Below are 13,490 nucleotides of genomic sequence, written 5' to 3' on the forward strand. Positions count from 1 at the left end.
TCGAGCAGATACGGGACGACGGAATGAGTGCCCCTACCCCGGCCCCCGGTGACGACAGGCCCCGCGAGGGGTACTACCCGGACCCGTCCATTCCCGGATATGTCCGGTACTGGAACGGCGCCTCGTGGGTTCCGGGCACGAGCCGCCCGGCTCCGAAGGACGGGGAGTCCCTCGCTCCGCCGCCCGGTGCGGGACCCTCGCGGCCCTCCGTCGAGGAGACCGGCCCGCACTTCTTCGACGAGGACCCGGTGGACGAACCCGGCCCGGCCGCACAGGCGCAGGCGCCGTCCCAGGCGTCCGCGCCGTCCCCGGCTCCCGCGCCGTCCCCGGCCGAGGCCCAGCACGGCAGCCGGCCCGAACCCGCCTCGGCCTGGGGCGCCGACCGCTCCCGTCAGTCCGGCTTCGGCGGCGACCAGGACCGCAAGGTGTCCTGGGGCGCCGACCCGAGGGTGCCGCACACGCCTGCGGGACCCGCGCCCCGGACCCCGGCCGCCGCGGCAGACTCCGGCACCCCTGACACGGCGGCCGCCCCCGACGGCACCTTCGTCTTCCGCAGGCCCACGGGCACGCCCGGTCCGGCGGCCGACGCCGGTGGCGGGGACGAGGGCACGATGACCTTCCGCGCCGTCAGCCGCGAGGAGCAACAGGACGCGGGTGGCCGGAGTCCGGCCGGGCAGGGAGGTTCCGCTGCGGGACGGCCCGGGTTCGGGGCCGGGAAGGCCGCCGCCGCACGGGCCGCCGCGGCCTCCGCCCCGGCGACCCCGGCGACCCCGGCGGCCCCGTCCGGACCTCAGCAGGCCACCGCTCCGGCCGTGCCGCCGCAGACCCCCGCCCCGGCCCGGCCCGCAGCCGCCGCACCTGTCACCCCTGCCGCCTCGGCCGCTCCCGCGGCCTCTGCTCCCGCCCCCGCCGCCCCCGCCTCCGCGGCTTCCGGTTCCGCCCCTCTGACGAGCGGGCCCGGTGGTGGCCAGGCCTCCTGGGCACAGCAGGTGCACCGGCTCGCCGGCGGGGACGAGCCGCCCGTCGCGCCGTGGCGGCCGCCGGCCGACGACCCGTTCCAGGCCGCCGCCCGCCGGCAGGCCGCGGCCCGCCCCGCCGCGCTCGGCAAGCGGCTGGCCGCCCGGCTGCTGGACACCCTCGTCCTGGTTGCCGTCACCGCCACGGCCGGAGTGCCGCTCGGCATCAAGGCCATGGACCACATCGACGCGAAGATCGAGGCGGCCAAGCTCTCCGGCGAGACCGTCACGGTGTGGCTGATCGACGGCACCACCTCGGTCCACCTCGGCATCGTCCTGGCCGTCCTCCTCCTCGCCGGGGTTCTCTACGAGGTGCTGCCCACCGCCAAGTGGGGCCGCACACTGGGCAAGAAGCTGCTCGGTCTGGACGTGCGGGACATCGAGGGGCACGAGGCCCCGGGCTTCGGCGCGGCCCTGCGCCGCTGGCTGGTCTACAGCGTCCCCGGGCTGCTCGTCGTCGGTGTGGTCGGCGTCCTGTGGTGCCTGTTCGACAAGCCCTGGCACCAGTGCTGGCACGACAAGGCCGCGCACACGTTCGTCGCCGGCTGAGTCTCGGGCGAGGCCGTACGCCCGTACTGCCCACGCCCGATACTCCGGACGGCCGCTCGCCGGATGCGGGCCGGGGGCGTTCACGGTCGACTCGGGGGCATGACCACCGAACCGCCCCCCGGCTCCGGTCGGCAGCCGCCGGACGACGACCCGTTCAAGAAGCAGCCCCCACCGGGCGGCCCCGGAACCCCGCCGCCCGGCTCCCCGTACGACACCCCCGGCTCGGGCCCCTACGGAGGCGGCGGCCCGGGCGGCGGCCCCGGAGGCGGCGGCCCTTACGGCGGCGGCGGAGGCAGCCCGTACGGCGGACCCCCCGGGGGACCGTCCGACCCGCTGGCCGGCATGCCCCCGCTCGCGGACAGCGGCCGGCGCACGCTCGCCCGCATCATCGACATGGTCCTCGTGGGCGCCGTCGTGGTGCTGCTCACCCTGCCGTTCGGACTCGCCGAGTACGACATCGACGACAACAACGTCGACGTCGGCAGCGGATTCGTGCAGTCCGTCATCGCCGCCGTGCTCTTCATCGCCTACGACACCGTCATGACCGCCCGCACCGGCCAGACCCTCGGCAAGAAGTGGCTGCGCATGCGCGTGGCCGACCTCGCCGACGGCTCGACCCCCTCCATGCAGACATCGCTGACCCGCGCGGCCGTGCTGTGGCTGCCGTTCGCGTTCTGCTGCGCCTGCGTCTGGACCGTGATCGCGGGTGGCTGGAGCTTCTTCGACCGGCCCTACAAACAGGGCCTGCACGACAAGGCGGCCAGGACCGTGGTGGTCAGCACCGGATGAGGCGGGGACACACGACCGACGGACGGACCGGGATACGGACCGACGGACGCGTCAACAGACGGACAGAAGCCCTCAGGACGCCGCTCGTTCGCGCACCGGCTCCCGCCGCACCGTCTCCCGCACCGGGGAGGGAACGGTCGCCCGAACCGGCTGCGTCGCCGCCGGACGCCCGGCCGCGACGGGCCGCCGGGGCGCGAGCAGGGGAGCCGTCATGGCCACCAGCAGCCCGAGGGCGAGTGCCGCGACGGCGATCACCGCGATGGCCAGGGGCGAAGTCGCCCCCGACAACAGCAGCATGGCGAACGTCGCGAAGATCACGGCGCACGAACCGTAAGCGAGCTGAGCGACAGTAGGACGGGGCATGGCCATCGTGTCCTCGGAAGTCGGGGGCTGTCGGCCTGGCTTTCCACCGGCTCAAGGGCGTTCCGCCAAGCGACTCTAACCGCGAGCGTGCCCGAGCGGAACGGACAGTAAGCGTGACCTAACCGACAGGGCCGGTGCACAGGGGGCGCACGGAGTCATGGCGTCCATCAAGTGGACGTTTGCACGCGCCCGCTGAGGTTTCGCGCGGAAGTGTCCGGAAAGCGAACCGGAACTCCGCATAGTGCACTTGAACTGTCCAAGTCAAGGTCTGTTTTTTCTGCCGAACCTCTAGTCAAATGTCGTCACTTGACTACACGCGTTGATCACGTGCGCGCGGGACCTTCCATACCGGAACCTCCTACATCCGCGCGTGCGCACGCGGGAGGGGATCTCAAGTGACCAGTAGACCCTGGACGTTCAGGGCAGCCGCGACAGGCGTGGCGCTCGCGGCGGTTACCGCCACCTGCTCTGCGTTCACCGTGGCCCAGGCCGACACGGCTGACAAGGCCGACCGTCCCGGCGCCGTGGAACGGCACGACCCGGCCGAGCACAACCATGTGGAGCACGACCTCGCGGGCCCGATGTCCAAGACACAGGCGGCCCAGCGTGAGGAGGCGCTCAACCAGGTCATATCCGGTAAAACCAAGGTCAAGAACCGTGAGGGTTCGAAGGTCGTCCAGCTGAAGAGCAAGAAGGGCGACGCCAAGTACGTCGAGCTCGGCCGCGAGAAGACCGACAAGATCTTCACGATCCTGGTCGAGTTCGGCGACGAGATCGACAGCCGCTACGGCGGCACCCCGGGCCCGAGGCACAACCAGATAGCCAAGCCGGACCGCAAGGTGGACAACTCCACGGCCTGGCAGGCGGACTACGACCAGCAGCACTTCGAGGACCTGTACTTCGGCCACGGCAAGGGCGTCGACTCGGTCAAGACGTACTACGAGAAGCAGTCCTCCGGCCGCTACTCGGTCGAGGGCGAGGTCTCCGACTGGGTCAAGGTCCCCTACAACGAGGCCCGTTACGGCAACAACGCCTGCGGTGACAGCAACTGCCCCAGCGTGTGGAACGTCGTCAGCGACGGTCTGAACGCCTACGTCGCCCAGCAGAAGGCGGCCGGCCGCACCGACGCGCAGATCAAGGCGGACGTCGCCCGCTTCGACGAGTGGGACCGCTACGACTTCGACGGCGACGGCGACTTCAACGAGCCCGACGGCTACATCGACCACTTCCAGATCGTGCACGCCGGTGAGGACGAGTCCGCGGGCGGCGGCGCCCAGGGTGAGGACGCGATCTGGGCCCACCGCTGGTACGCCTTCGGCACCGACGCCGGCGCCACCGGGCCCGAGCAGAACAAGCTCGGCGGCGCGCAGATCGGCTCCACCGGCATCTGGGTCGGCGACTACACGATCCAGCCGGAGAACGGCGGACTCGGCGTCTTCGCCCACGAGTACGGCCACGACCTCGGTCTGCCGGACCTCTACGACACCGCCGGCGGCGAGAACTCCACCGGCTTCTGGACGCTGATGTCCTCCGGTTCCTGGCTCGGCACCGGGAAGAAGGAGATCGGCAACCTGCCCGGCGACATGACCGCCTGGGACAAGCTCCAGCTCGGCTGGCTGAACTACGACACGGCCAAGGCGGGCGTCAACTCCTGGCACAAGCTGGGTGTTGCGGAGTACAACACCAAGCACAAGCAGGCGCTGGTCGTCGAGCTGCCGAAGAAGGCCGTCACGACCGAGATCATCGAGCCGGCCGAGGGCGAGACCCAGTGGTGGAGCGGCAGCGGTGACGACCTGCGGAACACGCTGACGCGTTCGGTCGACCTGACCGGCACGTCCTCCGCCGAACTCACCTTCGACGGCTGGTACGACATCGAGGCCAACTACGACTACCTCTACACCGAGGTGTCGACCGACGGCGGCGCCAACTGGACCGCCATCGACGGCACGGTGGACGGCCGGCAGATCCCGCGCGACGGCAGCGACAAGCCCGCGTTGCACGGCACGCTCGACGGCTACCAGAAGTTCGCGTTCGGCCTGGACGCGTACGCCGGTCAGAAGATCGACCTGCGCTTCCGCTACCAGACCGACGGCGGCGTGGCCCAGAAGGGCTTCACGGCCGACGCGATCACGGTGACGGCGGACGGCGCCCCGGTCTTCTCCGACAACGCCGAGACCGCGGACGACGCCTGGACCGCGAAGGGCTTCACGCGCCAGGGCGCGTCCTTCACCAAGGACTACGCGCAGTACTACATCGCCGAGAACCGCCAGTACGTGTCGTACGACAAGACCCTCGAGGTCGGCCCGTACAACTTCGGCTTCAGCTCCCGCCCGGACTGGGTCGAGCACTTCGCGTACCAGAACGGTCTGCTGATCTGGAAGTGGGACACCTCCCAGGCGGACAACAACACCAGCCGGCACCCGGGCACGGGTCTGATCCTCCCGGTCGACTCGCACCCGGCGGCCCTGAAGTGGGCCGACGGCACGGTGATGCGCAACCGCATCCAGACCTACGACGCGACGTTCAGCAAGTTCCGCACCGAGGGCATGACCCTGCACAAGGCGGACGTCGCCAAGTGGATCCCGTCGTCGAAGGGTGTGTCGGTCTTCAACGACCGCACCCACACCTACTACGACGAGGAGAACCCCGGCGGCAGCGTCAAGATCACTGACACCAATACGAAGATCAAGATCCTCAAGGAGGCGCGGAACGGCTCGACGATCGAGCTCGAGGTCCGTCCTGCCGGTAGGTAATTAGCATCTTCGCAGGTCAGAGCGTGATCGGCGGTGACCCCCTGGCGGGTCACCGCCGATCCGTGTTTAGGTGCCTCCTGTGACTCTCTTATTGACACCGGTTGACACGGGGGTATGAGCGCATGGCCGCAGGAGGTTTCTGCAAGCTGCCGAACGGCACGGTGGTGGTGGCACTGAACCTGCCCAGCCCGGCTGCCGACGCGTCCGGCGGCGTGCGTGTTCTCGTCCACGCGCAGAACCGTGCGCGGGCCCTGACCAGGCTGCGCAATCTGGGGCTGCGGGCGATCTATCTGCGGGGCAACACGGCTCCGCCGACGCCGGATGAGGTCACGGCGGTGCTGCATCATCCGGACGGGCTGATATGGCGTACGACGCCGGATCCGACCGTGCTGACGGTGGAGCTCTGGCACCCCATAAAGGCCCTGCTCAGACGCCCCGCCGCGTAGTCCGGGCGTACCGCGGTGGGGAGAAGCCGAGAGTGGGGAGGCACCGGCAAGCGCCGCGAGCTGGAACCCCGCCCGGTCATTCCAGCGGCAGCGCTCAGCGCACGACCGGCTTGCCCGAGAGCTCCACGCCCGCCTCCCGCAACTCCTCCAGCGCGCGCTCCGTGGACTCGCGGGACACCCCCGCCGTCAGATCCAGCAGCACCTGTGTCCGGAAACCTTCCTTCACCGCGTCCAGCGCGGTGGCCCGCACACAGTGGTCCGTGGCGATCCCGACCACGTCGACCTCCGTCACCCGCCGCTCGCGCAGCCACTCCGCCAGCGGTGTCCCGTTCTCGTCGGTCCCCTCGAACCCGCTGTACGCCGCCGAGTACGCCCCCTTGTCGAACACCGCGTCGACGGCCCCGGAGGTCACCGCGGGCGCGAAGTTCGGGTGGAAGCCGACCCCCTCCGTGCCCGCGACGCAGTGCGCCGGCCAGGAGCGGACGAAGTCGGGGTTGTCGGCGAAGTGGCCCCCGGGCGCGATGTGGTGATCACGGGTGGCGACCACATGCTGGTAGCCGCCGGAGGAGGCGGCCTGGCCGATCAGCTCGGTGATCGCGGCAGCCACATCCGCACCGCCGGTCACGGCGAGGCTGCCGCCCTCGCAGAAGTCGTTCTGCACGTCGACGACGATCAGTGCGCGGCGCATGGTCGGTGTCCTTCGGCTCAGGGATCTGGGATCTATCTGGAATCGGGATCTGGATCTGGGATCTGAATTCGGACAGTGGCGGGCCCGGCCGGTGAACCTCCGAGCCTATTGAATGAAGAGCGAGACGGACAGTGGCCCGCGGGACCGCGGTCGCGGCTTGCCCTCAGCCACCCGACGGCCCGTGCGCGTACTCCGTCGGAAGTACGGGTTCCCCGCGGGAGAGCTGTGTAGCCGACAGCGGCAGACCCGCGCGCGCCGCCGCGTGCCGGTCGCGGACCACGTCCAGCGGCTCACGGACGAGCACCTCGCCGCCCCGGACCAGCGGCACCAGCAGCTGCCGGCCGGCCAGCTCGGGCGGGACCTCGCCCGTGCCGACGACCTCGGCCTCGGCGACGCCCTCCTCGTCCAGCCGCCGCGCGGCCCACTTGCGGCCGCCTATGGAGGTCTTGCCGCCGGTGGACTTCTTCGCCACCGGGACCAGGGGCGCCGCGCGGTCGGCGGACTCGGCGCGGGCGACCAGCTTGTAGACCATGGAGGCGGTCGGGTGCCCCGAACCGGTGACCAGCTGCGTCCCCACCCCGTAGGCGTCCACGGGCGCGGCGGCCAGCGAGGCGATGGCGTACTCGTCCAGGTCCGAGGTCACGATGATCCTCGTGTCGGTGGCGCCCAGCTCGTCCAGTTGCTGGCGCACCCGGTGCGCCACCAGCAGCAGGTCACCGGAGTCGATCCGCACCGCGCCCAGCTCCGGCCCGGCGATCTCGACGGCCGTGCGGACGGCCTCGGCCACGTCGTAGGTGTCCACCAGCAGCGTCGTATCGCCGCCGAGGGAATCGACCTGGGCCCGGAAGGCGTCCCGCTCGCTGTCGTGCAGCAGGGTGAAGGCGTGGGCGGAGGTGCCCACGGTCGGGATGTCGTAGCGGAAACCGGCCGCGAGGTCGGAGGTGGAGGCGAAGCCGCCGATGTAGGCGGCCCGGGAGGCGGCCACCGCGGCCAGCTCGTGGGTGCGCCGGGCGCCCATCTCGATCAGCGGCCGCTCCCCCGCGGCGGCCGCCATCCGGGAGGCGGCGGCGGCGATCGCCGAGTCGTGGTTGAGGATCGACAGGATGACCGTCTCCAGCAGCACGCACTCGGCGAAGCTGCCCTCGACGCGCATGATCGGCGAGCCGGGGAAGTACACCTCGCCCTCGGGGTAGCCCCAGATGTCGCCCGAGAAGCGGTAGTCGGCCAGCCAGTCCAGGGTCGTGCCGTCGACGATGTCCTTCTCGCGCAGGAAGGCGAGGACGTCCGGGTCGAAGCGGAAGTTCTCCACCGCGTCCAGCACCCGCCCGGTGCCGGCCACCACGCCGTAGCGGCGGCCGTCGGGCAGGCGCCGGGTGAAGACCTCGAACACGCTGCGCCGGCCGGCTGTGCCGGCCTTCAGCGCCGCCTGCAGCATCGTCAGCTCGTACTGATCGGTGAAGAGCGCCGTCGAGGGAACGCCCACCCGTCGTCCACGCCCAAGGTCCGCTGTGTTCATGGCAGGGATGCTACCCCCATTTCGTCAGTTTGACGATTTTGGTCCGGGTGCCGGAACGGCCGGGATCCGGACACCGCGACAGCCCGCCGGTTTGTGCGACCACCCCCCTGCGGTGGCAGCATGGGCTGTGTGACGTCACCCGCACCCCTGGAGATCGAACGCACCGAGTCGGCGGAGGAGGTCTTCGCCGTACCCGAGCCCGACGTCCCGTGGGTCACGATCGTCCACAACGACCCGGTCAACCTCATGAGCTACGTGACGTACGTCTTTCAGACGTACTTCGGCTACTCGAAGGACAAGGCGACCAAGCTCATGCTCGACGTCCATCACAAGGGCCGGGCGGTCGTCTCCAGCGGTACCCGCGAGGAGATGGAGCGCGACGTCCAGGCCATGCACGGCTACGGGCTGTGGGCGACCCTCCAGCACGACCGGAAGTGACCGAGCCGGACATCCCGGAGATGACCCGTACATGACCCCATCCCGCCCGCAGGACCGGAAGTAGCGATCGCCTCCATGCCAGGAACCTTCGAACCGCTCCCCGGCGGCGGCGCGGCCGTCGCCCTCGACGACGTCGAGATCTCCATCATCCGGTCCCTGGCCGTGCAGTTGATGGAGCTCATCGGCCCAGGACCGGCCGAGGAGTCCGGTGACCCGCTCGCCGACCTCTTCGCCGAGGGGCCGAGCGAACCGCCCTCCGACCCCGTGCTGCGCCGTCTCCTCCCGGACGCCTACAGCGACCCCGAAGGGGCGCCGCAGGGCAAGGAGGCGGAGGAACAGTGGGCGTACTCCGCGGAGTTCCGCCGCTACACCGAGAACGACCTGCGGGCCGGCAAGCGCGACAACGCCCTCACGGTGATCCGCTCGCTGGACGCGCTCGCCGCCGAGGGCGAGGGCGGCGCGGTGCTGAAGCTGTCGCCGGACGAGTCCCGCCAGTGGCTGGGCGCGCTGAACGATCTGCGGCTCGCGATCGGCGCCCGGCTGGAGATCAACGACGAGGACGACAGCGATCTCCTCTTCCATCTCCCCGACGAGGACCCGCGCAAGCCGATGGTGATGGCGTACCTGTGGCTGGGCGGTCTCCAGGAGACGCTCGTCTCAACTCTCCTGCCGTAGATATATCCACGCGCTTCCGAAAGGTCCTCCGTTCTGTTCGCTCAGATAAAGCTCAAGTCCGGATAACGATCGCGTCACCACCCCTGCGATTTCACCCCGAAGGGGTGGTTTTCCGTGACCTGAGTCACTCGATGGCGGGTAAACGCCGTGGTAAAAATCGGCAACTTGCTTGCGGCCCACCCCTCGCTGTGAGCAGGAAAGCCGGTCACCGCCGGTGTGTTTCGACCAGCACGACAACAGGCCGCGGTCCCCGTGCACGGACCGCCGAGCCGCCACCGTCGCCGAACGGGACGTGGGCCCCGGGCCCACATCGCCGCCCGCTCTGCTGCCCACGCCAGCACGTCCCCGCCATTGAGGAAGCTCGATGTCACTCGACTCCATCACTCAGAACATCGACGACGCCGTAAGTGATTTCTTCGACCCTGTCGCGACCACCGTGGGCGACATCGTCTTCTATGCCGTTTCGGTCGGCGACGCCGAGCTTCCGCTCATCGTCGCCTGGCTCGTGATCGCCGGTCTCGTCTTCACCGGCTGGTTCGGGCTGGTCCAGGCACGCAAGATCAAACTTGCCTTCGACGTCGTACGCGGCAAGTACGACGAGCCCGACGCCCCCGGCGAGGTCACCCACTTCCAGGCCCTGACCGCCGCCGTCTCGGGCACCGTCGGTCTCGGCAACATCGCCGGTGTGGCCGTCGCCGTCTCCATCGGCGGACCCGGCGCCACCTTCTGGATGATCCTCTGCGGTCTGCTCGGCATGGCCACCAAGTTCGTCGAGGTCACCCTCGGTGTGAAGTACCGCGAGGTGCACCCCGATGGCACCGTCTCCGGTGGCCCCATGCACTACCTGCCCAAGGGTCTCGCCGAGCGCTTCGGCCACGGCGGCGCGCAGCTCGGCAAGGTGCTCGCCGTCCTGGCGTCCATCATGGTCCTCTTCTTCGGTCTGTTCGGCGGCAACCTGCTCCAGGCCAACCAGAGCTACGCGCAGATCTCCTCCACCGTCGGCGGCGAGGACGGCTTCATGGCCAGCTCCGCGGGCGCCGTGCTGTTCGGTCTCGTGGTCTCCGCCCTGGTCGGTCTCGTGCTCCTCGGCGGCATCCGCTCCATCGCCTCCGTCACCAGCCGCCTGGTGCCCGCCATGGCGCTCATGTACGTGACGGCGTGTCTGATCGTCATCCTGTCCAACGTCACCGCCGTGCCCGACGCGATCGGTGACATCTTCCAGGGGGCGTTCCAGGCGGACGGCGTCGTGGGCGGTGTCATCGGTGCCCTGATCGTCGGTTTCCAGCGCGCCGCCTTCTCCAACGAGGCCGGTCTCGGCTCCGCGCCCATCGCGCACTCCGCGGTCAAGACCAAGCACCCCGCCAGCGAGGGCCTGGTCGCCCTGCTCGAGCCCTTCATCGACACGGTCATCGTCTGCACCATGACCGCGCTGACCATCGTCATCGCGGCCCCGGCCAGCTGGACCGAGGCCCGCGAGGGCGAGAGCATCGGCGGTGTCACCATCACCTCCGACGCCTTCGAGACCGTGCTGCCCTGGTTCCCGCACCTGCTGACCGTCGCGGTGCTGCTCTTCGCCTTCTCCACGATCCTGACCTGGGGCTACTACGGCCTCAAGGCCTGGGCGTTCCTCTTCGGCCGGAGCAAGACCAGCGAGATGACGTTCAAGGCGATCTGGAGCGTGTTCGTCATCGCCGGCTCGCTGCTCTCCCTCGACTCGCTGATCAGCCTGGCCGACTCCGCGCTCTTCCTGCTCTCGGTGTTCAACATCATCGGCCTGTACCTGCTGGCCCCCGTGGTCAAGCGCGAGCTCAGCTCCTTCCTGGAGCACATCCGCACCCGCCGCGCCGGAACCGGCGCCGAGGAGGAGGAGGACGCCAAGGCCCCGGTCACCGAGGCGCCCTGACGGCACCGGCCGGCCCCGTTCTCCCGGGGCGTCCGGCATACGGGCTGTTCCGTACCACTCTTCGGTACGGGGCAGCCCGTCTGCTTATCCTGAGCCCCATGCTGACCATCACGAAGGCGCTGTACGAGCAGATCGTGGCCCACGCCCGCGAGGACCACCCCGACGAGGCGTGCGGTGTGGTGGCGGGCCCGGTGGGCTCCGGCCGCCCCGAGCGCTTCATCCCCATGCTGAACGCGGCCCGCTCGCCCACGTTCTACGAGTTCGACTCCCAGGACCTGCTGAAGCTGTACCGGGAGATGGACGACCGGGACGAGGAACCGGTGGTCATCTACCACTCCCACACCGCGACGGAGGCCTACCCCTCCCGCACCGACGTCGCCTACGCCAACGAGCCCGGCGCCCACTACGTCCTGGTCTCCACCGCCGACACCGACGGCGCCGGGGAGTTCCAGTTCCGCTCGTTCCGCATCCTGGAGGGCGAGATCACCGAGGAGGAGGTCGAGATCGTCGAGGCGTACTGACCCGCCGCGACGGCCTGACGTCCCGCATCGCGGAAGCATGGCGTCCGACAGATGAGATCACACTCCGGGGGTCCGTACGGGAATCGATACGATGACCCCATGGTTCTTCTCGACGTGAGCGAAACAGCGCCGGGCGCACTGCTCGTGGCGCGGCTGCACGTCGACCTGTGCCGGCTGAACAGCGCCATCTGTTGATCCTCCGCCGCCGCCGTACGGCCGAGAGCCGCGGCGGGTTGCCGCGTGCCGCCGCGCGCCCTTCCCGAACCCACGACAGACTCTTCCGACAGGAGCCCTCAGCCATGGCCATCGAGGTCCGCATCCCGACCATCCTCCGCCAGTACACCGACGGTCAGAAGGCGGTGGAGGGCACCGGGAACACCCTCGCCGAGCTCTTCGCCGACCTCGAGTCCCGGCACACGGGCATCCAGGCCCGCATCGTGGACGGCGCGCAGCTGCGCCGCTTCGTCAACGTCTACCTCAACGACGAGGACGTCCGCTTCCTCGAGGGCATCGACACCAAGCTGAGCGACGGCGACAGCGTCACGATCCTGCCGGCCGTGGCCGGCGGTATGGCCTGATAGCCGATGCGTTACGACTCCCCGCTGGCCGCGGTCGGCAACACACCCTTGGTGCGCCTGCCGCGGCTGTCGCCGTCCGCCGACGTCCGGATCTGGGCGAAGCTGGAGGACCGCAATCCCACCGGCTCGATCAAGGACCGTCCGGCGCTGTTCATGATCGAGCAGGCGGAGAAGGACGGCCGGCTCACCCCGGGCTGCACGATCCTCGAGCCGACCTCGGGCAACACCGGTATCTCGCTGGCGATGGCCGCCAAGCTCAAGGGCTACCGCATGGTCTGCGTGATGCCCGAGAACACCTCGCAGGAGCGCCGTGACCTGCTCGGCATGTGGGGTGCGGAGATCATCTCCTCCCCGGCCGCGGGCGGCTCCAACACCGCCGTGCGGGTCGCCAAGGAGCTCTCCGCGGAGCACCCCGACTGGGTGATGCTCTACCAGTACGGCAACCCGGACAACGCCGGCGCGCACTACGCGACCACCGGCCCGGAGATCCTCGCCGACCTGCCGTCGATCACCCACTTCGTGGCCGGCCTCGGCACCACCGGCACCCTCATGGGCGTCGGCCGCTATCTGCGCGAGCACAAGAGCGACGTCCGGATCGTCGCCGCCGAGCCGCGCTACGACGACCTGGTCTACGGTCTGCGCAACCTCGACGAGGGCTTCGTCCCCGAGCTCTACGACGCCTCCGTGCTCACCACCCGCTTCTCCGTCGGCTCCGCCGACGCCGTCACCCGGACCCGGGAGCTCCTCCAGCAGGAGGGCATCTTCGCCGGCGTCTCCACCGGCGCCGCCCTGCACGCGGCGATCGGCGTCGCGAAGAAGGCGCTCAAGGCGGGCGAGAGCGCCGATGTCGTCTTCGTCGTCGCCGACGGCGGCTGGAAGTACCTGTCGACCGGCGTGTACACGGCCGCGACGACGGAAGAGGCCATCGAAACCCTGCGCGGCCAGCTCTGGGCCTGAAGCGTCAGCCGCATCGAGGGGCCGGAGACCAGCGTCTTCGGCCCCTCCGCCGTTTCCGCTGGTTCACTCCCCTTCGTCGCCGCGCCGTTTGAACCCGCGCCGCCGCCGGGGCCGGTGCCCCCGCCCCCACCCGTCGACGAGCGCGGTGACGAACGCGAGCAGCACCACCGCCGCGAGCGCGAGCCACCAAGCCGTGTCCATGCCCAGACCGTACCGGCGCGCGCCGGAGCGCGCGCCCCTCCCGTCACCGGCACGTGCGTCTTCCAGCCGAACCGGTGACAGCACAGGTGAGTTCGCC

At 70.1% G+C, this 13,490-nt stretch carries 15 protein-coding genes; 11 read left to right on the forward strand and 4 right to left on the reverse strand.

The genetic code is table 11. The features are described 5' to 3' along the window. The first annotated feature begins 23 nt into the window (after window positions 1-23). Together AC5L3C_RS23345 and AC5L3C_RS23350 are read left to right on the forward strand one after the other, a co-directional pair. A complete protein-coding gene (locus tag AC5L3C_RS23345) occupies window positions 24-1,565 on the forward strand; it encodes an RDD family protein (protein ID WP_493650671.1) in 1,542 nt (513 codons plus the stop codon). 99 nt (window positions 1,566-1,664) lie between these two features. Further along, complete coding sequence (locus AC5L3C_RS23350; protein WP_493650672.1) at window positions 1,665-2,354, forward strand: RDD family protein; 690 nt, start codon at window positions 1,665-1,667, stop codon at window positions 2,352-2,354. A 72-nt stretch (window positions 2,355-2,426) separates the two neighbouring features. Here AC5L3C_RS23350 and AC5L3C_RS23355 read toward each other — a convergent pair whose 3' ends face one another. Then, entirely contained in the window at window positions 2,427-2,723 is a 297-nt protein-coding gene (locus tag AC5L3C_RS23355) for a hypothetical protein (protein ID WP_493650673.1), read from the reverse strand. 389 nt (window positions 2,724-3,112) lie between these two features. Between AC5L3C_RS23355 and AC5L3C_RS23360 the strand changes: the two genes are divergently transcribed. Both AC5L3C_RS23360 and AC5L3C_RS23365 read left to right on the forward strand, forming a co-directional pair. Next, complete coding sequence (locus AC5L3C_RS23360; RefSeq protein ID WP_493650674.1) at window positions 3,113-5,470, forward strand: immune inhibitor A domain-containing protein; 2,358 nt, start codon at window positions 3,113-3,115, stop codon at window positions 5,468-5,470. A 122-nt stretch (window positions 5,471-5,592) separates the two neighbouring features. Continuing rightward, window positions 5,593-5,916, forward strand: a complete 324-nt coding sequence (locus AC5L3C_RS23365) for a hypothetical protein (protein ID WP_493650675.1) — start codon at window positions 5,593-5,595, stop codon at window positions 5,914-5,916. A gap of 94 nt (window positions 5,917-6,010) precedes the next feature. On the opposite strand, the gene AC5L3C_RS23370 is transcribed toward AC5L3C_RS23365, so the two are convergent. Beyond that, window positions 6,011-6,604 (reverse strand): nicotinamidase, encoded by a 594-nt coding sequence (locus AC5L3C_RS23370; protein WP_493650676.1) that lies wholly within the window; start codon window positions 6,602-6,604, stop codon window positions 6,011-6,013. A gap of 163 nt (window positions 6,605-6,767) precedes the next feature. Next, window positions 6,768-8,120 (reverse strand): nicotinate phosphoribosyltransferase, encoded by a 1,353-nt coding sequence (locus tag AC5L3C_RS23375; protein WP_493650677.1) that lies wholly within the window; start codon window positions 8,118-8,120, stop codon window positions 6,768-6,770. A gap of 120 nt (window positions 8,121-8,240) precedes the next feature. Between AC5L3C_RS23375 and clpS the strand changes: the two genes are divergently transcribed. The 7 genes from clpS to AC5L3C_RS23410 all read left to right on the forward strand — a co-directional run bounded on the left by clpS (window position 8,241) and on the right by AC5L3C_RS23410 (window position 13,192). Further along, window positions 8,241-8,558 carry an ATP-dependent Clp protease adapter ClpS gene (gene clpS / locus AC5L3C_RS23380; RefSeq protein WP_093767120.1) on the forward strand — a complete coding sequence of 106 codons (318 nt, stop codon included), beginning with the start codon at window positions 8,241-8,243 and terminating at the stop codon, window positions 8,556-8,558. 75 nt (window positions 8,559-8,633) lie between these two features. After that, the gene (locus tag AC5L3C_RS23385; protein WP_493650678.1) at window positions 8,634-9,233 is read left to right on the forward strand and encodes a DUF2017 domain-containing protein; all 600 of its coding nucleotides are present in this window, start codon (window positions 8,634-8,636) and stop codon (window positions 9,231-9,233) included. Between the two features lie 364 nt (window positions 9,234-9,597). Next, the gene (locus AC5L3C_RS23390; protein ID WP_493650679.1) at window positions 9,598-11,136 is read left to right on the forward strand and encodes an alanine/glycine:cation symporter family protein; all 1,539 of its coding nucleotides are present in this window, start codon (window positions 9,598-9,600) and stop codon (window positions 11,134-11,136) included. 98 nt (window positions 11,137-11,234) lie between these two features. Then, on the forward strand, window positions 11,235-11,657 hold the full coding sequence (locus tag AC5L3C_RS23395; RefSeq protein WP_125506184.1) for a M67 family metallopeptidase: 423 nt from the start codon (window positions 11,235-11,237) through the stop codon (window positions 11,655-11,657). A 99-nt stretch (window positions 11,658-11,756) separates the two neighbouring features. Continuing rightward, window positions 11,757-11,852 carry a putative leader peptide gene (locus AC5L3C_RS23400; protein ID WP_312847494.1) on the forward strand — a complete coding sequence of 32 codons (96 nt, stop codon included), beginning with the start codon at window positions 11,757-11,759 and terminating at the stop codon, window positions 11,850-11,852. A 104-nt stretch (window positions 11,853-11,956) separates the two neighbouring features. Beyond that, window positions 11,957-12,235 (forward strand): MoaD/ThiS family protein, encoded by a 279-nt coding sequence (locus AC5L3C_RS23405; protein ID WP_493650680.1) that lies wholly within the window; start codon window positions 11,957-11,959, stop codon window positions 12,233-12,235. A gap of 6 nt (window positions 12,236-12,241) precedes the next feature. Beyond that, window positions 12,242-13,192 (forward strand): PLP-dependent cysteine synthase family protein, encoded by a 951-nt coding sequence (locus AC5L3C_RS23410; RefSeq protein WP_125506187.1) that lies wholly within the window; start codon window positions 12,242-12,244, stop codon window positions 13,190-13,192. A 63-nt stretch (window positions 13,193-13,255) separates the two neighbouring features. Here AC5L3C_RS23410 and AC5L3C_RS23415 read toward each other — a convergent pair whose 3' ends face one another. Next, on the reverse strand, window positions 13,256-13,393 hold the full coding sequence (locus AC5L3C_RS23415; RefSeq protein WP_493654205.1) for a hypothetical protein: 138 nt from the start codon (window positions 13,391-13,393) through the stop codon (window positions 13,256-13,258). Window positions 13,394-13,490: the final 97 nt, after the last annotated feature.

It is taken from the genome of Streptomyces speibonae (assembly GCF_984686075.1).

Coding starts and splice junctions, on each gene's coding strand:
- AC5L3C_RS23345 (WP_493650671.1), top strand. CDS start 24: ATGAGTGCCCCTACCCCGGCCCCCGGTGACGACAGGCCCCGCGAGGGG.
- AC5L3C_RS23350 (WP_493650672.1), top strand. CDS start 1,665: ATGACCACCGAACCGCCCCCCGGCTCCGGTCGGCAGCCGCCGGACGAC.
- AC5L3C_RS23355 (WP_493650673.1), bottom strand. CDS start 2,723: ATGGCCATGCCCCGTCCTACTGTCGCTCAGCTCGCTTACGGTTCGTGC.
- AC5L3C_RS23365 (WP_493650675.1), top strand. CDS start 5,593: ATGGCCGCAGGAGGTTTCTGCAAGCTGCCGAACGGCACGGTGGTGGTG.
- AC5L3C_RS23370 (WP_493650676.1), bottom strand. CDS start 6,604: ATGCGCCGCGCACTGATCGTCGTCGACGTGCAGAACGACTTCTGCGAG.
- AC5L3C_RS23375 (WP_493650677.1), bottom strand. CDS start 8,120: ATGAACACAGCGGACCTTGGGCGTGGACGACGGGTGGGCGTTCCCTCG.
- clpS (WP_093767120.1), top strand. CDS start 8,241: ATGGGCTGTGTGACGTCACCCGCACCCCTGGAGATCGAACGCACCGAG.
- AC5L3C_RS23385 (WP_493650678.1), top strand. CDS start 8,634: ATGCCAGGAACCTTCGAACCGCTCCCCGGCGGCGGCGCGGCCGTCGCC.
- AC5L3C_RS23390 (WP_493650679.1), top strand. CDS start 9,598: ATGTCACTCGACTCCATCACTCAGAACATCGACGACGCCGTAAGTGAT.
- AC5L3C_RS23395 (WP_125506184.1), top strand. CDS start 11,235: ATGCTGACCATCACGAAGGCGCTGTACGAGCAGATCGTGGCCCACGCC.
- AC5L3C_RS23400 (WP_312847494.1), top strand. CDS start 11,757: ATGGTTCTTCTCGACGTGAGCGAAACAGCGCCGGGCGCACTGCTCGTG.
- AC5L3C_RS23405 (WP_493650680.1), top strand. CDS start 11,957: ATGGCCATCGAGGTCCGCATCCCGACCATCCTCCGCCAGTACACCGAC.
- AC5L3C_RS23410 (WP_125506187.1), top strand. CDS start 12,242: ATGCGTTACGACTCCCCGCTGGCCGCGGTCGGCAACACACCCTTGGTG.
- AC5L3C_RS23415 (WP_493654205.1), bottom strand. CDS start 13,393: ATGGACACGGCTTGGTGGCTCGCGCTCGCGGCGGTGGTGCTGCTCGCG.